Origin of the sequence: Novosphingobium piscinae (genome assembly GCF_014230355.1) — a bacterium.
GTDB lineage: Bacteria > Pseudomonadota > Alphaproteobacteria > Sphingomonadales > Sphingomonadaceae > Novosphingobium > Novosphingobium piscinae.
Genome location: NZ_JACLAX010000009.1, coordinates 74,082 through 95,360, shown reverse-complemented (window position 1 = coordinate 95,360; position 21,279 = coordinate 74,082). Strand labels below are relative to the sequence as shown.

General features: G+C 69.1%; 16 protein-coding genes. 3 read left to right on the top strand and 13 right to left on the bottom strand.

Annotated features, from left to right (window positions below):
* The first annotated feature begins 1 nt into the window (after position 1).
* Both H7F53_RS10615 and zapE read left to right on the top strand, forming a co-directional pair.
* Positions 2-466: a hotdog domain-containing protein gene (locus H7F53_RS10615; protein WP_185679455.1), complete on the top strand. Its 465-nt coding sequence runs from the start codon at positions 2-4 to the stop codon at positions 464-466.
* Positions 463-1,599: a cell division protein ZapE gene (gene zapE / locus H7F53_RS10610; RefSeq protein WP_185679454.1), complete on the top strand. Its 1,137-nt coding sequence runs from the start codon at positions 463-465 to the stop codon at positions 1,597-1,599. The genes H7F53_RS10615 and zapE overlap by 4 nt, the downstream gene beginning before the upstream one ends.
* Before the next feature lie 384 nt (positions 1,600-1,983).
* On the opposite strand, the gene H7F53_RS17675 is transcribed toward zapE, so the two are convergent.
* From H7F53_RS17675 to H7F53_RS10545, 13 genes are all read right to left on the bottom strand, one after another.
* Positions 1,984-4,236: an EAL domain-containing protein gene (locus tag H7F53_RS17675; RefSeq protein ID WP_246438820.1), complete on the bottom strand. Its 2,253-nt coding sequence runs from the start codon at positions 4,234-4,236 to the stop codon at positions 1,984-1,986.
* A 123-nt stretch (positions 4,237-4,359) separates the two neighbouring features.
* Positions 4,360-6,255 (bottom strand): XrtA/PEP-CTERM system amidotransferase, encoded by a 1,896-nt coding sequence (locus H7F53_RS10600; RefSeq protein ID WP_185679453.1) that lies wholly within the window; start codon positions 6,253-6,255, stop codon positions 4,360-4,362.
* A 10-nt stretch (positions 6,256-6,265) separates the two neighbouring features.
* Positions 6,266-7,828: an exosortase A gene (xrtA, locus tag H7F53_RS10595; protein WP_185679452.1), complete on the bottom strand. Its 1,563-nt coding sequence runs from the start codon at positions 7,826-7,828 to the stop codon at positions 6,266-6,268.
* Positions 7,818-9,050 carry a TIGR03087 family PEP-CTERM/XrtA system glycosyltransferase gene (locus H7F53_RS10590; protein WP_185679451.1) on the bottom strand — a complete coding sequence of 411 codons (1,233 nt, stop codon included), beginning with the start codon at positions 9,048-9,050 and terminating at the stop codon, positions 7,818-7,820. The genes xrtA and H7F53_RS10590 overlap by 11 nt, the downstream gene beginning before the upstream one ends.
* A 4-nt stretch (positions 9,051-9,054) precedes the next feature.
* Positions 9,055-10,122, bottom strand: a complete 1,068-nt coding sequence (locus tag H7F53_RS10585) for a FemAB family XrtA/PEP-CTERM system-associated protein (protein WP_185679450.1) — start codon at positions 10,120-10,122, stop codon at positions 9,055-9,057.
* Positions 10,119-10,994 (bottom strand): XrtA system polysaccharide deacetylase, encoded by an 876-nt coding sequence (locus tag H7F53_RS10580; protein WP_343062020.1) that lies wholly within the window; start codon positions 10,992-10,994, stop codon positions 10,119-10,121. The genes H7F53_RS10585 and H7F53_RS10580 overlap by 4 nt, the downstream gene beginning before the upstream one ends.
* 26 nt (positions 10,995-11,020) lie before the next feature.
* A complete protein-coding gene (locus tag H7F53_RS10575) occupies positions 11,021-12,193 on the bottom strand; it encodes an XrtA/PEP-CTERM system-associated ATPase (RefSeq protein ID WP_185679449.1) in 1,173 nt (390 codons plus the stop codon).
* A gap of 40 nt (positions 12,194-12,233) precedes the next feature.
* Positions 12,234-13,970 (bottom strand): preprotein translocase subunit YajC, encoded by a 1,737-nt coding sequence (locus tag H7F53_RS10570; RefSeq protein ID WP_246438819.1) that lies wholly within the window; start codon positions 13,968-13,970, stop codon positions 12,234-12,236.
* A 4-nt stretch (positions 13,971-13,974) separates the two neighbouring features.
* Positions 13,975-15,030 carry a P-loop NTPase family protein gene (locus H7F53_RS10565; protein WP_185679448.1) on the bottom strand — a complete coding sequence of 352 codons (1,056 nt, stop codon included), beginning with the start codon at positions 15,028-15,030 and terminating at the stop codon, positions 13,975-13,977.
* A gap of 9 nt (positions 15,031-15,039) precedes the next feature.
* Positions 15,040-16,557, bottom strand: coding sequence for an XrtA system polysaccharide chain length determinant (locus H7F53_RS10560; protein ID WP_185679447.1), 1,518 nt, complete (start codon positions 16,555-16,557; stop codon positions 15,040-15,042).
* A gap of 16 nt (positions 16,558-16,573) precedes the next feature.
* A complete protein-coding gene (locus H7F53_RS10555) occupies positions 16,574-17,218 on the bottom strand; it encodes an XrtA/PEP-CTERM system exopolysaccharide export protein (RefSeq protein WP_185679446.1) in 645 nt (214 codons plus the stop codon).
* 252 nt (positions 17,219-17,470) lie between these two features.
* Positions 17,471-18,697, bottom strand: coding sequence for a pyridoxal-dependent decarboxylase, exosortase A system-associated (locus H7F53_RS10550; protein ID WP_185679445.1), 1,227 nt, complete (start codon positions 18,695-18,697; stop codon positions 17,471-17,473).
* A complete protein-coding gene (locus tag H7F53_RS10545; RefSeq protein ID WP_185679444.1) occupies positions 18,694-20,202 on the bottom strand; it encodes an acyl-CoA ligase (AMP-forming), exosortase A system-associated in 1,509 nt (502 codons plus the stop codon). Before H7F53_RS10545 ends, H7F53_RS10550 begins: the two co-directional genes overlap by 4 nt.
* 47 nt (positions 20,203-20,249) lie before the next feature.
* Here H7F53_RS10545 and H7F53_RS10540 point away from each other — a divergent pair, with 47 nt between their 5' ends.
* Entirely contained in the window at positions 20,250-21,272 is a 1,023-nt protein-coding gene (locus H7F53_RS10540; protein WP_185679443.1) for a GNAT family N-acetyltransferase, read from the top strand.
* The last annotated feature ends 7 nt before the right edge of the window (positions 21,273-21,279 follow it).

Sequence of the window (21,279 nt, the reverse complement as noted above, 5' to 3'; positions counted from 1 at the left end):
CGTGGCCGACGGTGTACCCCGGTCATTCCGTGTCGAGCCCAGCCCGGATCACCCGGGCTGGCTGAGTTTTGCCGCTCCCGATGCCGGCGGGTTCAACGCCAGCGTGCTCGGTCCGACGCTCGCCCGCCGCGAGAGCGAGACGGTGGCGCGGGTCCGGATCGAGCCGCAGCGGCACCTCGCCAATGCGATGGGCCATGTGCACGGGGGCGCCCTGCTCGGTTTCAGCGACATGAGCCTGTTCGCCGCGCTGCGGGTGCTCACCGGCCGTGATCCCAGTGCCGCCGTGACGCTCGACCTCACCCTCCAGTTCATCGCACCGGGAAAGCTCGACCGTCCGCTCGATGCCGTGGTCGAGCTGCTGCGCGAAACCGGCCGGCTGGCGTTCCTGCGCGGCGTGATCGAGCAGGATGGCACTCTCGTCGCCTCGTTCCAGAGTACCGTCCGCAAACTGGGCCTAGCGGCATGAGCGGACTGCTCGCGCGCTACCATGCGCTGGTCACGGCCGGCGAACTGCGACCCGATCCCGAGCAAGCGGCGGCGGCCGAGCGGCTTGCCCAGCTGCAGGACGCGCTCGAAACCGCGCCGCCCGCTGCCAGCGGACTGGTCGGCCGCCTGCTCGGTCGCAAGCCGCCGCCGCGTCCCCGCGGGATCTACATGTGGGGCGGCGTCGGGCGCGGCAAGTCGATGCTGATGGACCTGTTCCATGACACACTCGACCTTGCCGAGAAGCGGCGCATCCACTTCCACGCCTTCATGCTCGAGGTCCACGCGCTGCTGCGCGAAGAGCGCAAGAAGGAAAGCGGCGACCCGATCCCGCCGGTCGCCGCCGCTCTCGCCCGCGACCTTAAGGTGCTCGCCTTCGACGAGATGGTGGTGAACAACAGCGCCGATGCCATGATCATGAGCCGCCTGTTCACCGCGCTGATCGGGACCGAGGGCGTGACCGTGGTGACAACCTCGAACCGGGTGCCGGACGACCTCTACAAGGATGGCCTGAACCGTGAGCACTTTCTCCCGTTCATTGACCTGATCGGCCGCGAGCTCGACGTGCTGCCGCTCAACGGCCCGGTCGACTACCGGCTCGACCGGCTCGGTGGCATGGCCACCTGGCACGCCCCGGCCAACGCCGCAGCGACCGCCCAGGCGCGCGAGGCCTTCTTCCGCCTGACCGACTATCCCCCCGAGGACAGCGCGAACGTGCCCTCAGCCGAACTCTCGGTCGGCGGCGGACGCACGCTGTTCGTGCCCAAAAGCCTCAAGGGCGTGGCGGTGTTCAGCTTCAAGCGGCTGTGCGGCGAGGCGCGGGGCGCCAGTGACTATCTGGCCGTGGCGCGGCACTACCATACCGTGGTGATCGTCGGCATCCCGCAGCTCGGGGCTGAGCTGCGCAACGAGACTGCCCGCTTCGTCACGTTGATCGACGCACTCTACGAGAACAAGGTCAAGCTGATCGCCACGGCGGCGGTCATGCCGGAAGCGCTCTATGCCCGCGCCGGCGCAGCGGACGACAACGGCCGGTTCGAGTTCGACCGCACGGTCAGCCGCCTGATGGAAATGCAGAGCGCCGAATACATGGCGCTCGGTCATGGCGAGAGCTGAGGCGGGTCCGACCGCGCCGAGCCATCGCATCAACGGCAGCGTCGGAACGACACACGATCAGACCGGACCGGCGCCAGACCGGCCATAGTCTGGACCGGCCATGGTCCGTACCGTCCGGGTTACAGACAGGAACAGGCCCCGTCCGGACAAAAGCAAACCGCCCCGGCATTGGCCGGAGCGGTTAATGTATTCGCTTCATACGCAGCCCCCGAAGGAAACCGCGACTCGCATCGTGTTCGACGAACAACCCGAGACTTCCAGTTGGGAATTGCCCCCAACTCGCGGAAATCAGCGGATTATTCTCCGAGAAACCACTTCCAGAAGTCCCACATGTTCCATGCCTCCATCGAAACGGATGAGCATGGTTAACACTAAGGAGTATGGTTAACAAGACTTAAGCTTGGTGGAGCCCTGTTTGGTGAGCGCCGCGTAGCGCGCAATCAGCTGATCCAGAGTCTCCGGGCGCGAGATATGGTATCCCTGTCCAACATCGCAGCCCAGCTGGCGCAACAGCTCGAAGGTCGAGAGATCCTCGATTCCTTCGGCGACCACGGTCTGCTTGAGCGCGTGAGCGAGATTGATCGTACTGGCCACGATATGGCGCTCACGCTCGTGATGGACGATCTTGGAGACAAAGCGCCGGTCCAGCTTCAGCTCGTCGCTGGGCAGCTCGGCAAGATAGGATAGTGAGGCCTCGCCGGTCCCGAAATCGTCGATCGACAAGCGGAAGCCCATCGCCCGCAGCTTCATCAGGTTCTGAATCGCGGCCGGACGGTTGCACATGCCGGCAGTCTCGGTCACCTCGATCGTGAGTAGCCGGCAATCGATCCCGCGGCGGCGGACGATATCGGCCACCGAGCTAATCAGCGAAGGCTTATCAACCAACTGGGCCGACAAGTTGATGCTGATCTGGAACCGCGGCCCGAAGGCGTTGAACCGCTCGGCCGCACTGATCGCCTGATCCAGCACCCAGTATGTCAGGGCGTCGATCCGGCCGGCCTGCTCGGCCTGGAGGATGAACTCGTCGGGCCGGATCGGACCCCGAACCGGATCGTTCCAGCGGATCAGCGCCTCGGCTCCGCTGAGCCGGGCCTCATGGTAGTCCCACTGTGGCTGGTAGGCGAGCCAGATGTCGCCGTTGCGCATGCCCTCGTCGATCCGCGCCAGCAGCGAAAGCTCCCAGGCGGCGTTGGCGAGCCGCTTCGCCTCGAACATCTCGACGGTACGGCCATGTTTGAGCGCCTCGGTCGCGCTGGCCACCGCGGTGTTTACGCGGGTCACCGCGTCCAGTTCGTGGTTCCGCTCAAGCCCGAAGTGCACATTGGTATCGAACACATGCTTGCCGACCAGCAGCGGCGCCGCGAACAGGCTGCGCAGGCCCTCGAGGTTGTCGATGTGCTGCTCGAGCGAGCGGGTCGGCTCGATCCACGCGAACAGACCGCCCTCGCCGTGGTAGATGTGCCGGGCACCGCACCCAACCGCCAGACGGCGGGCGATCTGCCGGGCGAATTCGCCATGCAGGTCGCCCGGCAGCGTGGCCATGATCTCTTCATACCGACCGACGATGGCGATGATGACGTCGTGCTGGCCGGGCAAGGGCTGTTCGGTGAGCGCGACGAAGTTCGGCAGGCCCGAGCGGCTCGTTTGCAGCACCTGCGTCTGCCACTTGGACCAAAGCTTGATGGCGACAAAACAGGTCAGACCGACGAGGCTGGCCGAGGGATTGCTGGTGATGCCAATGTGATCGAGCAGGGCCGGTCCCACCAGCAGGCCCAGACCCGCGACGACGTAGGCCGCCCGGCGGAGCCGGCGGGCGGCGATCCGTTTGACGGCGAACATGATCGCGGCGAACGCCGCAATCAGCGGGAGCCAGTCGATGCTGTGCGTATCGCCGTTCTTGAGGGCCTCGCCCGCGGCGATGTCGAGATAGACAGGATCGATGCGGCCATGCGAGAAGTAGCCGACGAGAACGCCGGGGCCCGATCGCGGCTCCTTGAGGATGACCGATTTGCCGCGCAGCGCCGCTCCGGCACTCCGGCTGGCCAGCAACCGCTCGGCGGCGATCTGCTGGACGGTGCGCGGGTCGACCGCAAAATCGGGGCGGATCTCTTCGTCCGCCTCGCCTAGCCGCCCGGCCAGGGCCGATCCCAGCATCGGATAGGTGACGCCGCCGACCCGTGCTGTGGCCGCGGTCGACACGCCATAACGCCAGAAGTTGGTGATCCAGCCCGAGGCCACGATCCGCGATCTCGGCACGATCGCTGGGGGCGGGAGGGTAATGTAGGCCTCTTCGAACGTGTCCTGCTTGGCATAGCGAACGACCAGCCGGAGGCGGTTACCCAGTCGGTCGATGGCGTTCTGCAGTTCGGGCGAGGCGGCATTCGTCTTGCGGTCGAGGTAAACCTGCGCGGGCTGCGCAGCCGCCACGGCTTGGAGCACGCGGGCGGTCTGGCGGTCGGAGCCGCTGATCTCGGCATCCATGTTGATCAGCACGACCGACTGCGGCGCGGGCTTCTGACCAAAACGATAACGTGTATTCCAATACCCCTGGTCCAGCGGGCGGGCGAGCGACAACAGGCCGCACAGCAGCGCGACCAGCGTCGAGATCACCAGAGGTTGCTTGAGATACGCCCGCATGTTTTCGCCCGCAAAGGACCTTGCGATCCGGGATAGGGCAAATGGTTTAAAAAGGGCTTACCATCTGGCGAGGGCGAAGGCCTAGGCGCTGGAGGGTGAAGCTTACCATGCTTGTCACTGTAATCAGGACATTCCCAGTCGACCGAGCGAGCGATCCAGCATCACCAACTGCCACAGCAGGCGCCCGTGATCGCTCCGTCCGGCGATGTGCGCCTCCGCGATTGCCCCTAGACGGGTCGTATCGAACCAGCCGCTGCGGGCCAATGGGGCGCTGGTGGCGATCGAGCGGGCAGTTGCGGCCAGCGGTCCACGGAACCACTGTGCGGTCGGGGTGACAAAGCCCTGTTTCGGACGGAACAGGATCTCGTCCGGCAGGTAACGGCGCATCGCCGTCTTCACCAGCCACTTGCCCTGCCCGCGCTTGATCCGCAGGCCTTCAGGCAGGCGGGCGGCAAACTCGATCAGGCGATGGTCGAGCAGCGGCTCGCGCGCCTCGAGGCTGACTGCCATGCTGGTCCGGTCGACCTTGGTCAGGATGTCGCCCGGCAGCCAGAAGCGCAGATCGGCATATTGGGCGCGGTCCAGGCCCGACCGGGCTGGCGCCGCCTGCATCAGCGCGACCAGCGGCTGCTCGGCGCGATAGTCACCCAGTTCTCGGCGAAAGGCAGCGGTGTAAAGGCTATCGCGCGTAGCTGGATCGTTGATCGCCAGTGCGCGGGCATAGGCCTGCTCGCCCGCTTCCGCGAGTGCCAGCAAGGTCGTCTTGGCACGCAGCGGCCGCGGCGCCCAGTCGGCTTTGGGGTAGACCGCGCCGAGCGATCCGAACAGCGCCGCGCGCGCGCCCTGCGGCACCAGCCGGCGCAGGCGGTCCTCGTGGTAATGGAAGCGCTGGCGCCGATAGCCGGCGAAGGCCTCGTCGGCCCCGTCGCCCGACAGGGCCACAGTCACGCTCTCCCGCGCCAGCTGGCAGACCCGCCAGGTGGGCAAGGCCGAGGCGTCGGCAAAGGGTTCGTCGAACATCGCCGCCAGCGTGTCGACCGCGCCGAAATCGTCGGGAGATACGGTGCGGGTGCGATGATCGGTCGCGAACTGCCGGGCGACCCGGGCGGCATAGCCGGTTTCGTCGAGTTCGCCCACGTCGAACCCGATCGAACAGGTCTTGACCGGGCCGGAGCTGGCCTCAGCCATGAGCGCGACCACGCTCGAGCTGTCGACCCCGCCCGAGAGGAAGGCTCCCAGCGGCACGTCGGCCACCATGCGCGAGGTCACCGCCTGGCGCAGCAGGTGGACCAGTTCGGCCTCGAGATCGGCCGGCCTGCCGGCATGGCGATCAGCGAAGGACACGTCCCACCACTGGCTCGGTGCCGGGAGCTGGCCATTGCCGCGCAGCAGCAGCGCATGCCCGGCGGGCAGCTTGTGCACACCGGACAGGATGCAACGGTGATCGGGCACATAGCCCCAGGCCAGATAGTCCTCGACCGCCTGCGGATCGATCTCACGCCGGAGCAGAGGATGGGCCAGCAAGCCCTTGAGCTCGCTTGCGAAGGCCAGGCTGCCGTCACTCAGCGGCGCATAGTAGAGCGGTTTGACCCCGAGCCGGTCGCGGGCAAGGAACAGCGTCCGCTCAGCGAGGTCGTAGAGCGCGAAGGCAAACATTCCGTGCAGCCGGGCCAGGCATCCCTCGCCCCACTGCTGCCATGCTGCCAGGATCACCTCGCTGTCCCCGTCGGTGCGGAACGTGGCGCCGAGCGCGCGCAGTTCGGCGCGCAGTTCGCGGTAGTTGTAAATCTCGCCGTTGAACACCAGCACGGCCCGGCCATCGGGCGAGGCCATCGGCTGGGGCGAGCCGGCCACGTCAATGATCGACAGGCGGCGATGACCCAGCCCCACGCCCGGCCCGACCCAAACCCCGCCGCCGTCGGGACCGCGATGGACCATCGCCGTGCACATCGCCTCGATCCGCGCCGGATCGACCGGCTTGGGGGTGTGAAGATGGAACAGACCAGCAATGCCGCACATGGTGCCTGTCCTACCGTCCGGCCGCGATGCGGTCCATCCACGGCCCGACCGGACCGATCGCCCGGGTGAAGGCGGTGACCTGCCGGGTTGCCGGTGCGCCGGAGCGGTCCTCGGCCGACAGGATCAGGGTCATCGTCGGGCGCGCGCGCAGTCGGAGGCGATCGGCGATGTTCGCCAGCTTCAGCCGCCCGTTGCTGCCGGTCAGCAGGGGGCCAGTGCGGTAGTACGTGATGGCCAGCCGGCCCACCTCGCCCCGTCCGAGCAGCCGCTCGCTGCGGGCGTCCGGCAGTGCTGGCCCATGGCCCTGCCAGGCCCAGCCACTGTCGGGAACCAGCGCGCCCTCGCCGAAACCACCCGCCTCACGGCCCTCCGACTGGCCGGCGTAGAGCGCGACGAAGACGTCAACCGCGTTACCCTGGCCATCGGCAAAGCGGCCGAGCAGGCGATGATCGGCGCCCGTGGCCCGCGGCTGCCACCACAGTGCGGGACGATAGTCGGCGCGGTGCCACCCGGGTACCTCCGGAAGGTGGATCTGCCGCGGCAGGCTGGCCTCGAGCCGGTCTGCAGCGAAAGCCCAGCCCTGCCCCGCGACGACCAGGGCGACCAGACCAGCGATCAAGGCGCCATCGCCGAGCCGCAGCGCCGCGAGCCGGACCAACGCAGGCGACGCCAGCAGGCGGTCGGCATCGAGCAGCGGGTCGCCCGGGGCGCGGTCGAAGAAGCGCCAGCCGAGGGCAAGGACCAGCGCGATGACCACACCGAAGAACACCCAGCCGTAGATCAGGTGGTCGATGCCCCCGGCGCGTTCCGCGCCGACGAACTGCGCGACATAGACCGTGCCCCAGGCACGCACCCCGTTGGCAAGGACCGGAACAACGATGCAGGCTGCCAGGAAGGCTGCCCGCCGCCGCCACTGGCGGAAGCAGACGTGCCCGACCAGCACGCCGAGCGCGATCATCGCGATCAGGAACTTCACGCCGGAGCAGGCCTCGGCCACTTCGAACAGGCCGGCCGGCGTCTGGATGAACACGCCGTCGATCGCGGCGGGAATCCCCGACAGATGGACCAGCGCGATCGTCAACGCCGCGGTGACCATCTGCAGCAGCGGCACCAGCTCGTCACCGAAGGGCACCAGAAAAACCATGTAGGCCAGCGGGAAGGTCAGTCCTGCGCCGACCCGGGGGCCGAGCAGGGCCAGCACGGCCGCCCCGACCATTGCCACGGCGCCGGCCTGGCGCAGCAGGGAGAAGCCAGCGAAGGCTCCCACCACCCAGACCAGCTGGGCCAGCGCGAAGAGGATCAGGCCCGGCCACCAGCCGCTCGGGGCCAGCCGCTGCAGCTCGGGCCAGCGTTGCAGCACCAGCCAGGCGAGGATCGGGGGAACCAGCAGGATGTGGTTGTAGGTCGAGGCATTCCACCACTGCCCGGCCATGGCCGCCCAGTCGGAGGCATAGGCGACGAGCAGCGCGGCGAGCGTGGCAGCCAGCAGCACCAGCGCCCGGCGCCAGGCCTGCGGCAAGCCGGTGCGGACCGGCTGGAGGACCAGTTCGGGCGGCAGGGCCTCAGGCGGCATCGGGCAGCCCCTCCCCACCGGCCAGGCCGAGGGTTGCCGCCAGCGGCGCGAGCACCGCGTCCCAGCCGTGCGTTGCCACCACGCAGCGCCGCGCGGCCAGGCCCATCGCGCGGGCGGCGGCCCGATCGGCCAGCAAGGCCAGCGTCGCTGCGATCATCGCGGCATCGCTGTCGGCCACGGCCAGTTCCTCGCCCGGTCGCACCGGGATGCCGGTGGCAGCCCCGGTACTGGCGACCACCGGCAGGGCCATGGCCATGGCTTCGAGCACCTTGTTCTGGATGCCGCGGGCGATTTCGAGCGGAACCAGCGCCAGATCTGCGCCGCGGAGCCAGGGCCGGATATCGTCCACCGCGCCGCGCACCCGGCACCCATTGATCCCGTCGAGCGCGCGCACCGCGGCGGCGGGCTGGCGCCCGACGATCTCGAAGGTCGCCTCGGGGTGCACCGCGCGGATCGCCGGCATGATCCGGCGGGCCCCACGCACGACCGCGGCGACATTGGGCGGATAGTCCATCTGTCCGGTGAAGATGAGGGCCGGGCCAGGCTGCTCCGCCAGCGCAGCGGCCGGGGTGACCCGGTCCGGATCGTAAAGCGTCGTATCGATCCCGTTGCCGATTGCGCCGACCTTGCCGGCGAGCCCGGCCGGAAGGCGCGGGCCAAGCAGCGCCTGCTCCTCGGGACTGACCAGCAGCGTGCGATCCGCGCGGGCCACCAGCCGTGCCTCCTCGGCGCGCAGCAGCCGCTCCTCGCGGGCGTAGAGCCAGCGCCGCGGCCCGGTCGCCGCGGCGGCATAGGCCCCGAACTTCAGCGAATCCACGTCGACCAGATCGATCACCACGCGCCCGGCGAATGCGGGGGGGACATATTGGCCCATCTGCCCGGAAAAGACGTAGATCGCTGCGATCGGCCGGGTCGCCACGATATGCGCGACATAGGCGCGCAGGCGGGCGTCGGCAAAGGCGGTCAGGCTGACCGGTCGGCCCTGCCCCAGCGCCGCCAACCCGGCCAGCGGCAGCGGCCGCGACCGCGCCACGAGGCAATGGCTGGCGGCCATCGCGGCGAGCGCCGGCTCATGGGCGAGGTCGGCCGGATTGTCGGCGAAACACGCGACATGGACCGGCGCGAGGGCGGCCAGCCGGCGCAGGATGTGGTGCGAGCGGATCTTGTCGCCGCGGTCGGGCGGAAACGGGATCCGGTGAGCGATGAACAGGATCTCGGCCACGGGCTCAGCCCAGGCCCCGGGCGATCCACGGGCCGACGCGGTTCGCCACGCGTAGCGGCAGGCGCTGCCACGCCGCGATCAGCGCGCGGTGCCGGTCGCTGGTCGGATCGGCATCGCGTGCCAACTGGCCCGAGGCGGTCCAGCTGGCGTAGACTAAGGGCTCGGGGGTGAAGCCCCAGTTGCGCTTGAAGTGGTAGGCCCCGCTCCCGGTCTTGGAGCGGCCGAAGTCGAAGCCGTGGCAGCCGCGCGCGCGGGCGTGGCGCATCAGTTCGAAATACATGCGGTCGTTGGCACGCAGCGGCCGGGCATCCCGGGTCCCGCCGCCCCAGTAGGGCATGACCAGTCCGCGATGGTAAAGCGACAGCACGCTGGCCACCGGCTGCGGACCGGACCAGACGGTGAGAATGTCGGCATCCGTCCCGAAGCGATCGAGCACCGCCGCGAACAGCGCACGGGGAAACACCGGGGTACCGAGATTGCGGACGCTTTCGGCGTAGACCGCATAGTGCGCCGCGCGGTCGCGCGGGCCGCTGCCGATGGTCACCGTCAGCGCGCCCTCCAGTCCCTTGCGCACTTCGGCGCGCTGCTTGCGCGGGATCGCCAGCAGCTGCGCCTCGTCGCTTGCGGCCAGCGCCGTGACGAAGCCACAGTGGGATTCGCTCCGTCGGGTCCACCCGGCCAGCCCATCCGGCGGCACCGCGCCGCCGCGCAGTTCGATCGAGGGACAGCTCAACCGGGTCGCCAGCTCGGTCGCGGCCTGCCATAGCGGTTCGGCCGGAACGCCCTCCTCGACCAGCACCCCGCCGCTGACGGCAAAGCCGGTCGAGGCCAGCACCCGGCCGAAGATCGGCGAATGGATCTCGCTCAGGGGCAGCACCCCGACCAGCCGGCCGCCCTGCTCGGCGACCAGCAGGCGGGCGCGGTGGCCAGTGGCCGCCTCCACCGCCGCCAGCCAGCGCGAGGCGTGGAACGGGGTGGCCTGCGGCTGGTCGTGCAGGAAGGCATCGACCCGCCGGTCGGCCGGATCGGCCCAGCGCACGGCTGGCGTGACAGGGAAGAACGGGGCGTTCATGCGGCCAGAGCCAGCCTCGCCGGCTCAAGCCGGGCCACCTCGGCGGCGACCACGCGGTCCATCCGCTCCCATGCGAAATCGGCGGTGAGCCGCCGCAGCTTGCCGGCCATGGCGCCAAGCCCGGTATAGTGGCGCAGACGCGAGCGCAGCGGCGCGGCAGCCACGCGCGGTTGCTCCGGGTCCACCTCCCAGGGGTGGAAGTAGAAGATCGCCGGGCGCTGTTCGACCGTGTTGACCTGGCTGATCGCCCAGCGCGAGAAACCATAGGGCAGGACGCGGAAAAACCCCCCGCCCCCGGCCGCCATGCGGCGGCCCAGTGCCTCGACCGTGGTCACCGGCACCTCGACCAGCGGATGATCGGGCAGCGGCCGAAAGGCGAAGCGCGGCGCCTCGCGCCAGCCGTAATGGTCATGCGCAATCGGCGCGACGCTTGAGGAATAGACGAAGCCCTGCTCGGCCAGCACGGGGTAGGCCCAGGGGGTGCGCTGGTCGATCGAGAAGCTCGGTGCACGGTAGCCGGTGATCGCCACCCCGGCGGCATCCTCGATCGCCTTGCGGCTGTCGGCCAGGTCGCGCGCGAAGGCAGCCGGATCGAGCGTGAAGACCCGGGCATGGGCCCAGCCGTGGCTGGCCAGCTCGTGCCCGGCCGCGTGGATCCGCCGGATCAGCGCGGGATGGCGTGCCGCGACCCAGCCGAGCGTGAAGAAGGTGGCCCTGACCCCGGCCGCCGCGAACAGATCGATCACCTGCCCGCAATTGTCAGCCACGCGCGAGGCCAGCGCGTCCCAGTCGGCGCGGTCGATGGTCCGCTCGAACGCGCCGACCTGGAACCACTCCTCGACGTCGACGGACAAGGCATTGACGATGGACACCTGAGCGTCTCCTGGCGGTGCGCCGGTCAGGCCACGGCCTTCTTGTCTGTCTCGAGCCACTCGATCAGCATGGACAGGGTGTGCTTGACCGTGGCCTCCTGCTCCTCGAGCCGCTGCTCCATGCGGGTGAGCCGGGCGGCCAGATCGGCGAGCTCGGTGCGCAGCACCGGATCACCCATGGCGGGCTGCTCGACCTGGTTTGCCACCTCGATCACCGCCTGCTGCAGCTCGGCAATCAGCGCATCGCGCTCGGCCAGCGCCGTGTGGAACGCGGCCGCATCCAGGCCGGAGGTCGGGCTGGCTGGGTTGGCGTCCAGCGCGGCCGCAACCTCCTGCGGTACTGGCGCCGCAGAGCGGGGCATGGCGCCGCGGTTGAGCGGCAGGGCCGTGTCGTTGGCGATTTCCGCCAGGACCTGCTCGAGCAGACCGACATCGAAATGCTCAATCTGCTCGACCGCGCCCATCAAGAACAGCCGGTTGGCGATCTGGTTGACCCGCCGCGGAACGCCGCCGCTGGCTTGGTGCAGCACGGGGTAGAGCGCCGTTTCCAGCGCCGGGCGGCCATTCCAGCCGACCAGCCGGAGACGGTGTTCGATGTAGGGCCGCAGCTCGTCGGCCTCCATCGCATCGAGGTGATGCGCCGCGATCACGCGCTGGCGCAGCTGCTCGAGCTCGGGGCTGGTCTGCAGCAGCTCGCGGAACTCGGGCTGGCCAAGCAGCAAGGTCTGCAGCAGCGGCTGCGCGCCGAGCTGGAAGTTGGAGAGCATGCGCAGCTCCTCGAGCGCGTCGATCGACAGGTTCTGCGCCTCGTCGACCACCAGCAGGCAACGGCGGCCGTTGCGGGCTTCGGCATGGAGCAGCCCCTCGATCGCGGCCAGGGCTGAAGCCTTGTCATGCCCGCCGATCACCAGCCCGAAGGCCTGAGCCACGACGTGGATGATCTCCTCGCCGCTGAGCGCGCTGGTCACCACCTGCGCCGCGGTCAGGCGAGCCGGGTCGATCGTCGCCATCAGATGCGCCACCAGGGTCGACTTGCCGGCCCCGACCTCGCCGGTGATGACAATGAAGCCCTCCCCCTGGTTGAGGCCATAGCCGAGGTAGGACAGCGCCTTGCGGTGCGTCAGGCTCTCGAAATAGAAGGCCGGGTCTGGGGTGAGCTGGAACGGCCTTGCGGTGAGGCCATAGAAGTTTTCGTACATGGGCTTGTCCCCAGCCTTGAATGCGAGATCGAATGCGAGATCAAAAGAAACTGTAGCGCAGGCCCAGCAGGGCACTGGCCTGCCACTCGTCCTCGGTCAGGTCGCGACGCAGTCCCTGGATGCCGAACGAGGCATTGCCCGAGATGCGGTTGCCGAACTCGCGGCTGAACAGCGCGTTGGCGCCCAGCGCGGTCCCCTGCCCGCCCGACAGCGCGCCATTGCTGAACCAGTTGGCATAGACGAAGGTCGAGAAGCTCGAGCGTTCGTCCAGCCGACCGGACAGCCAGGCCGACAGCCAGGTGTTCTCGTCGACGATGCCGTTGATGCTGGCCAGCAGCGTTCCCGGCGCGGCAACGTAACGGCGCCGGTCATAGCCGCCCGCCAACCCAGCTCCAAGCCGTCCCAGCTGGGTGGCATAGGTCGCCTGGACCCCGCGCGAGCGGAACACCGCCGAGCGCAGGCTGCCGAAGGCGCTGGTCAGGCAGTTCGATCCGCTGGGAGCGAGGGTGGGATTGCCGGTCGGGCTGACGCAGCCGTTGAGATTGCCGGTGGTCGGGTCGCGCAGCGCGGTGAACTCGGTCGGCAGTTCGACCAGGGCGCGGTTGATCTGGCCGCCCAGCCCGGTCATGCTGTCATAGACCGCCACGCTGAGCGAGCTGCGCGAGCTGGCTCGCCAGCCGAACGAGCCATAGTAGGTCATCGAGCCATAACGCCGGCCGACGTGGGCCTCGAAGGCGGTGCGGCTGCTCGGGCGCCAGGTGATTCCGGCGTCCCAGATGAAGCCCTTGGTCTGATAGGCGATCTGCCGCGGCGCGGCGCGGTCGGTGACGAGCCGCCCGTCGGGGCCGCGTACCGGGGCTCCGCTGGCGTCGCGCAGGGCATCGCGCCCGGAGATCTGGACATCCTCGAAGCCGACCCCGCCGACCAGCGCGACCGCGCTGGAGACCGGCACGATCACGTCACTGCGGGCATGGAAGTCCTCCACCCGCTGGTCGAGGTTCGAGACGTCCTCGCGCAGGTAGCCGGCGCCGACGCCGACCCCGATCGGCAGGACATCGCCCGGCCGCACTCCGGCGCGGACCGCGGCGTTGTGGGTGATGCTGTGGTCGAAGGTATCGAGGTTGGCGGTGCTTGTCGCGGTGCGCAGCGTGTCGCTGGTGCCGACCTCCGTATAGCCGACCCGGTAGGAGCCGGTCAGGGCGACCGCCCCGGCCTGGGTCCGCAGGCTGGGCCCGGCATAGACCGAATAGAGCTGGGCGCTGTCGGCGCCGGTGAAGCCGCCCGGCACGGCCGGACTGCGCCCATCGACGGTCGAGCGTGCAGCGAGGCCACCGACCTCGATCGCCAGAGCCTGGGGCACCACGGCGACCGAGGCGCGGGCGAGGCCGCTGAGCACGTCGCCGCTGCCGGCCCTGCCCCAGCCGATCCGGCGTTCGTAGCGGATCGAGAGCGAGCCCTGGGTATTGCGTCCGGCGAGCCCGGCATCGACCCCGGCGGCGAGCGCGGTCCAGGTCAACACCTCCTGATCGGGCGAGAGTTGGGCGCCGACCACCTGAGCTGCCTCGATGTAGGGCGAAACCGTCACCTGCCGACGCGGCCCGGTCCCCCGGCCACGCGGGGCCTGACCCGACCCGCCGCCCGGCGCGGCGACCGTGTCATCGCCGCTGGCGGTATTGCCATAGGGCAGCGACTGGGCCTGCGCCGGCAGCGCCTGTCCGGCCATGGCCAGTCCGGCGATCGCGCCCCCCAGGCGCCGTGCGATTGGGAACCGGTCCATCTGCCTACCCCCTGTATCCGTAGTAGGACCCGAAACGCCGCCCGCTGGGCGAAAACCGCGCGGCATTGAGCAGCAGTTGAATGTTGGGACAGCCTGAGAGCAGGGCAATGGCATCCTCCAGCGCGCTCTGTCCGGTCCGGTCGGCCCGTGCGACCACCACGGCCTGCCCGACATACTGCGCCAGCTCAGCCGCGGGCGAAGCGGCCAGGGCCGGCGGACTGTCGAAGATCACGATGCGCTGCGGCGCGCCCTGGGTCAGCCGATCGAGCACCGCGTGGGTGCGCGACGAGGCGAGGTATTCGCTGTCCGAGTTGGTGGCATTGCCGGCGGGCAGCACCCACAGGCCGGGCACGTCCGTGCCGATCACGCAGTCGGCGACGTCGATCGCGGGATCGGTCAGCGCGTCCATCAGCCCCGGACCGCCGGGCAGACCCAGCGTCGAAAGGATCGAGGGCTTGGCGAAATCGGCATCGACCAGCACGACCTCGCTCTCCTTCTCGGCGGCGATCGCCAGTGCGAGGTTGGTGGCGCAATAGGTCTTGCCCTCGCCTGGCAATGGCGAGCAGATCAGCACGCGCTGGGCCGCGCCGCCGGCGCCGGCCCGCCGCAGGTCCATCGCGCCGAGCAATAGCTGGCGCTTGATGATGCGGAACTCCTCCATCAGCCCGCTCACCGTGCCTTCCGGCACGATCAGGCCCTGCTCGCGCAGGCGTTTGCGCTCAATCGGATGATGCACCGCAGGGAACTGCACCGGCACTTCGGGCAGCTGCGGCGGAACCGGGGTTGCGGCCGGCACCGCCGCGGCGGCAGGCGTCTGGGGCTCGGCTGCGGCGGTTGCCGGCACCGGCTCGGCCAGGTCGGGGAGGGTCTCGATCGACAGCTCGCGCATGACCACCCGCTGGCGGCCCTCGGCCGGCAGGACGATGCCGCCCAGCCGCGCCAGGTCGAAGCCTTCGACCGCGCGTTCGACCGACGAACGCACCACCCGGCGCGCCGCCGGTTCCGCGTCCGGCGGTGCCGTGCCGTCTTCGGGGACGATGATCTTGCGCTGTTCCGTCATCGTCAGTCCTCAGGCCACCATGCCACGCTGGATGAATTCCGAAGTCAGCAGCAGCACGAAGACCACGCCGAGTGCCGCGCTGCCGGCCATGAAATACTTGAGCCGCCGCTGGGCGAGCGCCCGGCCGGCATCGGTCATCGTGTGCGAGATCGCGCCGAGTACCGGCAGCCCGAGCGCCTTCTCGAGACGCCCGGTGGTGTGGAAGCCCGAACGGAGCTGTCCTACCGCGAAGGCCCCGGCGATGCCCGCGCCGATGCCCACCACCAGCACTGCCAGCAGGAGCAGCGGACGGTTGGGGGCGACCGGCTTGCGGGGCGTGGTCGGGGGATCGATCACCTGGAACTTGACCGCGCTGCGCTCGGTCTCGACCTGGCCGCGGAGCCGCAGCTGCTCGCGGTCCAGCAGCAGCTTGTCGTATTGCTGCTTGAGCACGTCGTAGTCACGGCTGATGCGCTGCGCCTCGGCCGCAGCCTCGGGATTGGCGACCTGCTGCCCGCTGGTCCGGGCGAGGTCGGCCTGGGCCGCGGCGCGGCGGGTCAGCAGCCCCTGCAACGCCGCCGCCTTTTCCGCACGGATCGACTGCAGCGAGCTGTAGGCCGGATTGGGCACGCCGCCGCCCGGACCCTCGGCCCCGGCCAGGGTGCGCAGCTGCGCCACCTGGTTGCGCGCCGCGATCACGTCGGGGTGGCTGTCAGTCAGGCCGCGCGCCTTGAGCGCGGCAAGCTGGCCGAGCGCTTCGCTCAGCGCGCTTTTGGCGCCGCCGCTGCCCGGGCCGATCAGCGACTGCGGGGTCCCCGCGAGCTGACCATTGATCGCGGCCAGCGCGCTCTGCGCCGCGGCGATGTCGGCGTCGAGCCCGCGCAGCTCCATGCGCGAGGCTTCCATTCGCTGCAGCAGCGAGGCACCGCCCTGGGACAGTTCGGGGTGCTGTGCCTCGAACTGCAGGCGGCGTTGTTCGGCAGTTTCCAGCTGCTTCTGCCGGTCGGCGAGCTGCTGGTTCATGAATTCGAGCGTCTCGGCCATCTCGCCGCGCCCGCCCGCCAGGTTCTCCTCGCGGAAGATGTCGATCATCTTCTGGGCGATGTCCTGCGCCAGCTTGGCGCTTTCCGCATCGGACAGGTGCCGGTCGGTCGAGGTGGCGGTGATCTCGAACAGGTTGTCCTGCTCGCTCGAGACCTTCACCGCCTTGCCCAGGTCGAGCACCATGGCTTCCATCTGCTTGGGCGTGGCGATGCCATCGCCGAGACGGGTCGAGCGCACCACCTTTTCGAGGTTGATCGCACTGGTCAGGGTCTGGCGCACGCGTTCGATGTCGCGGCGGCGGTCGCCCGCGCCGATGCCGATCTGCTCGGCCAGTGGATCGTCGAGCTGTACGAAGATCCGCGCCTTCGACTGATAGCTGTTGGGCACTGCCGCCACGGCGAGCCAGCCCAGCAGGCAGACGCCCCAGGCGATGCCAAGGGCGATCCACTTGCGGTGCCAGACGCTGAACAGCGCGGCGCGCGCTTCGTCGAAGAGGCCGTTCATGCCCTGCCCCCGCGCCTCAGAACGTGCTCTCGGGGATGATGATCACGTCCCCCGGCATCAGCATCACGTTGGCGCGGCTGTCGCCCTTCTTGAGCAGATCCCCCAGCTTCAGCGCATATTCGCGCTGCTTGCCGGTTTCCTTGTCGAAGCGGATCAGCTTCGAGCGGTTGCCCGCCGCGAACTCGGACAGGCCGCCGACTGCGATCATCGCGTCGAGCACCGTCATGTTGGCACGATAGGGGATCGAGGCCGGCTTGCCGGTGGCGCCGACGATCCGCACCTGCTGGCTGAAAGTGCCGGCAAACTTGTTGACGATCACCGACACCAGCGGTTCCTGGATGTATTGCGAGAGCTGCAGCTTGATGTCCTCGGCCAGCATCGAGGGGGTCTTGCCCACGGCCGGCATGTCGGTGATCAGCGGGGTCGTGATGCGTCCGTCAGGACGGACCTGGACGCTCGCGCCAAGCTCGGGGTTGCGCCAGACGAAGATGGTCAGTTCATCGAGCGGCCCGATGACGTAGTCTTCACCTGGGCCCTCCTGCATCGCCACGAACGAAGCCGGCGGCAGTTCCGTCCGGCCCCCACCGCCAGCACATCCGGCCACCGACAGTGTCGCCAGCGCGCACAGCGCCAGCAGGGAAAACACGCGGGTGAACGGCATCGACAGGTCCTCGCAAGCGGCTGGACCGGGCAGCGCCGGGCGTCCCGACGCGGTCCGGGCCTGAGCCCATTGCGCCCGCTATCGGCGAAAAGGGTGAACAACCGGTTAGTGATGCCCCGCGAAGGCCGGATTTGCGTGGCCCGGTCCCGATACGGCACAGGCCGCGCGGCTTGGGTAAACCCAGTCGGGCGGTGATGTCCGAACCCGGCTGTAGCCCCGAACCGGGCGCTGCCGGACCATGGCGGAAGGCTGCTAGACCATTAGCTCGGCGGCGGGGCCCTGGCCGAGGAACTGCATCGGACTGGCGGTTGCGCCATAGGCGCCGGCGCAGAACACGGCGACCAGATCGCCCACCTCGGCGCGCGGCAACCCGGCCTTGTCGGCCAGCCGGTCAAGTGGGGTGCACAGGCAACCCACCACCGAGGCCTCCTCCTCGACCGGGGCGCCGAACCGGCTGGCGATCGCCACGGGGTAGTTGCGACGCACGACCGTGCCGAAGTTGCCCGAAGCGGCGAGTTGGTGGTGCATGCCGCCGTCGGTGATCAGGAACACCTCGCCATGGCTGACCTTGCGGTCAACGATCCGGGTCAGGTAGACGCCCGCCTCGCCCACCAGATAACGCCCCAGTTCCAGACACATGCGCGTTTCCGCCAGAACCGCCGGACGCACCGCCAGCCGCTCGGCCAGGGCCGCGCCGACGCGTTCCAGATCGAGTGGTTCGTCGCCCGGAAAATAGGGAATGCCGAAGCCCCCACCGAGGTTGAGGTGCGGACAGCCCGCCCCGCCCTGCTCGGCCAGCCGCGCCGCGAGTTGCAGCGTCTGCGCCTGGGTCTCAATGATGTGTTCGGCCGACAGCGCCTGGCTCCCGGCGAAGATGTGGAACCCGCGCCATTCCGCGCCGCCCGCGACGACCTCACGGACCAGCGCCGGAACCCGCTCGGCATCGAGCCCGAACGGCTTGGCCCCGCCGCCCATTTTCATCCCGGAGCCCTTCAGATCGAACTCCGGGTTGACCCGGATCGCGATCCGTGGCGGCCGGCCGGCGGCCTCCGCCAGGCGCAGCGCCCGCCGCGCCTCATTTTCAGATTCCACATTAAGAGTGACGCCCAAACCAATGGCTTTGAAAAGTTCGTCATCGCGCTTGCCCGGACCTGCAAAACTGACCTGACGCGGATCGATCCCGGCCGCCACAACCAGATCAAGCTCGCCCCCAGAGGCAATATCAAACCCGTCGACATCTTCCAGTAATGTCTCAAGAACAGGCTTATATGGGTTTGCTTTAACGGCATAATGAAGCGCAATCTCTGCCGGCAAGGCGGCGCGCAGACGGGCCACCCGGGTGCGGATCAAGGCGCGCGAATAGACGAACAGGGGAGTGCGCCCGGCGCGGGCCACCAGTGCTTCAGCATCCTCGTCATCAATGGCAAGAATGCCATTCTTGTCACTGAAAGTATTGGGAACAGGACCAAGCGGCTTCATCCGATAAGCTCCTCGAGCAGCCCGGTCCGATCGAGCTTGCCATTGGGGCCGACCGGCATGGCCTCGCGCCAGTGGATCGCCCGGGGGTGCATGAAATTGGGCAGGTCCTGAGCCAGCCGCCGCGGCAGCTCGGCGGCAGCGGCGGCGGGATCGCCCAACGCCCGCGCGACCAGGTGCACCGCCTGCCCGAGGCGCGGATCGGGCACCCCCAGGGCGACCGCCTCGGCGACCAGGCCCGTGGCAAGCGCGGCGTCCTCGATCTCCTGCGGGCTGATCCGGTTGCCGGCCGACTTGATCATCGCGTCGCGCCGCCCGACAAAGTAGAGCAGGCCGTCGGCCTCGCGGCGCACCCGGTCGCCCGACCACACCGCCAGGCCGCCATAGCGCGACGCAGCCGGGGCAGGACGGAACCGCTCGGCGGTCCGTTCGGGGTCGTGCCAGTACCCCTGTGCGACCAGCGGGCCACAATGGACCAGTTCGCCCTCCTCGCCATCGGCTGCCACGGCGCCGGCGTCGTTGACGACGATGATATCAGCATGTGGTATCGCCTTGCCCATCGAGGTCGGATGGCTGTCGATCAGCGCCGGATCGAGGTAGGTCGAGCGGAAGGCTTCGGTCAGGCCGTACATGGCGAAAAGCCGCGCCTGCGGGAACAGGCCGCGCAGCTGGCGAACCAGCGGTACGGTCAGCGCACCGCCACTGTTGGTCAGCCGACGCAGGTGGCCTGCGACCTCGCCCGGCCAGTCCAGCTCGGCCAGCTGGACCCACAGCGGCGGGACGGCTGCCAGCGTAGTGATGGCATGGCGCGCCACCGCCTTGATCACGTCACGCGGGGTGAGATAGTCTAGCGGAGCCACCGCGCCCCCTGCGTACCAGGTGGAGAGCAGCTGGTTCTGACCATAGTCGAACGACAGCGGCAGCACCGCCAGGGTCCTGTCATCGCTGCGCAGGTCCAAATAGGTCGCCACGCTTTCGGCCCCCAGCCACAGGTTTGCATGGCTGAGCATCACCCCCTTGGGCCGCCCGGTCGATCCGCTGGTATAGAGGATCGCGGCAAGATCGTCCGGATCGGCTGCGGACGGAGGCAAAGCCCGCTCCAGCGCCGCGGCCTCGGCCAGCGCGGCCCCCTCCTCGATGCAGCGATATAGGCCCGCGATATCATCGGGCTCGAGCGTGGCCAGCCGCGCGGCCGAGCCGATCAGCAGCCGGGCTCCGCTGTCCGACAGGATATGCGCAACCTGCGCGCGTTTAAGCAGCGGGTTGATCGGCACGTGGATCAGCCCGGCGCGCGCAGCGGCCAGGGGCAGCAGGCAGGTCAGCTCGCCCTTGGCCGCCCAGCTCGCCACCCGCGCGCCGGGTCCGCCCGCCTGGTCGGCCAGCCAGCCCCCTAGCGCGGCGATACGGCTCCTTAAGTCTTGGAACGTAAACACCCGGTCGCGAAGCAACAGGGCTGGGCTGTCGTCCGCTCCGGTCAGGACCAGATGATCGAGCGGTCGAACCGCCATTCGGGTTTCGCGCGACAAGGTGCCCGTCAAGCTCCAGAAGGACCAGAGTGTTCGCAGTAGAGTATCTCAGCGACCTGCGTAAAGCCTCCGCCGACACCGCGGTGGCGGACCTGCTGGCCAGCGCGGCTGCGCCGTTCGACCGCACCGAGTGGTGGGAGCGGTTGTGCCGGCACTGCGGGTTCAAGCCGCTCTACGTGCTTGGACAGTCGCGCGAGGGGGTTGCCCTATTGCCGCTGGTCGAACGCGAGGAAGGGGTGCTGGCTCCCCTCGCCAACTGGTACACCTTCCGCTGGCGTCCGCTGGTGACCCCGGGGATCAATCCGGTGCCGATGTTCGAGGCGATCGCCCGCGATCTGTCCGAACACAGCTGGCGCGTCTCGCTGACCGGTTTGCCCGAGGAGGACGGCACCGGCAGCGCGCTGACCCGGGCCTTCCGCAAGGCTGGCTGGATGACCCGCTGCGTGTCGCACGATAGCAACCATATCCTGCGCGTCGACGGGCGCAGCTATGCCGACTATCACGCCACCCTGCCCGGGGCGCTGCGAACCTCGCTCAAGCGCAAGTCCGGACGGGTGGCCTGCACCATCCACACGGCCTTTGCCGAGGCGGTCTGGGCGGACTACGAGGCGATCTATGCCGACAGCTGGAAACCGGAGGAAGGCTCGCCCGCATTCCTGCGCGCCTTTGCCGAGGCGGAAAGCGCGGCGGGCCGGCTCAGGCTGGGCGTGGCAAGCGTCGACGGCACCGCCGTTGCCGCCCAGCTCTGGACGGTCGAGGCGGGCACCGCCTACATCCACAAGCTGGCCCATCGCGAGAGCGCCCGCGGCGCCTCGCCGGGAACCGTGCTCAGCGCCGCGCTGTTCGCCCATGTCATCGATGTCGACCAGGTCGAGCTGATCGATTTCGGTACCGGCAACGATTCCTACAAGCAGGACTGGATGGAAGATGTCAGACCGCGATATCATCTCGAGGCGCTGCGCCTGTCCTCGCCCAACACGTGGCTGCACCTCTCGCGCCGGCTGACCGGCCAGATCGGCGGGCGCCTTGCCCGCCAGCCCGCTGCCCGCTAGAGGCCCC

Bases quoted from the DNA above. Each gene is read 5' to 3' on its own strand.
- H7F53_RS10550 (WP_185679445.1), bottom strand. From the start codon at position 18,697: ATGAAGCCGCTTGGTCCTGTTCCCAATACTTTCAGTGACAAGAATGGC.
- H7F53_RS10585 (WP_185679450.1), bottom strand. From the start codon at position 10,122: ATGAACGCCCCGTTCTTCCCTGTCACGCCAGCCGTGCGCTGGGCCGAT.
- H7F53_RS10570 (WP_246438819.1), bottom strand. From the start codon at position 13,970: ATGGACCGGTTCCCAATCGCACGGCGCCTGGGGGGCGCGATCGCCGGA.
- H7F53_RS17675 (WP_246438820.1), bottom strand. From the start codon at position 4,236: ATGCGGGCGTATCTCAAGCAACCTCTGGTGATCTCGACGCTGGTCGCG.
- xrtA (WP_185679452.1), bottom strand. From the start codon at position 7,828: ATGCCGCCTGAGGCCCTGCCGCCCGAACTGGTCCTCCAGCCGGTCCGC.
- H7F53_RS10600 (WP_185679453.1), bottom strand. From the start codon at position 6,255: ATGTGCGGCATTGCTGGTCTGTTCCATCTTCACACCCCCAAGCCGGTC.
- H7F53_RS10575 (WP_185679449.1), bottom strand. From the start codon at position 12,193: ATGTACGAAAACTTCTATGGCCTCACCGCAAGGCCGTTCCAGCTCACC.
- H7F53_RS10555 (WP_185679446.1), bottom strand. From the start codon at position 17,218: ATGCCGTTCACCCGCGTGTTTTCCCTGCTGGCGCTGTGCGCGCTGGCG.
- H7F53_RS10545 (WP_185679444.1), bottom strand. From the start codon at position 20,202: ATGGCGGTTCGACCGCTCGATCATCTGGTCCTGACCGGAGCGGACGAC.
- H7F53_RS10565 (WP_185679448.1), bottom strand. From the start codon at position 15,030: ATGACGGAACAGCGCAAGATCATCGTCCCCGAAGACGGCACGGCACCG.
- zapE (WP_185679454.1), top strand. From the start codon at position 463: ATGAGCGGACTGCTCGCGCGCTACCATGCGCTGGTCACGGCCGGCGAA.
- H7F53_RS10560 (WP_185679447.1), bottom strand. From the start codon at position 16,557: ATGAACGGCCTCTTCGACGAAGCGCGCGCCGCGCTGTTCAGCGTCTGG.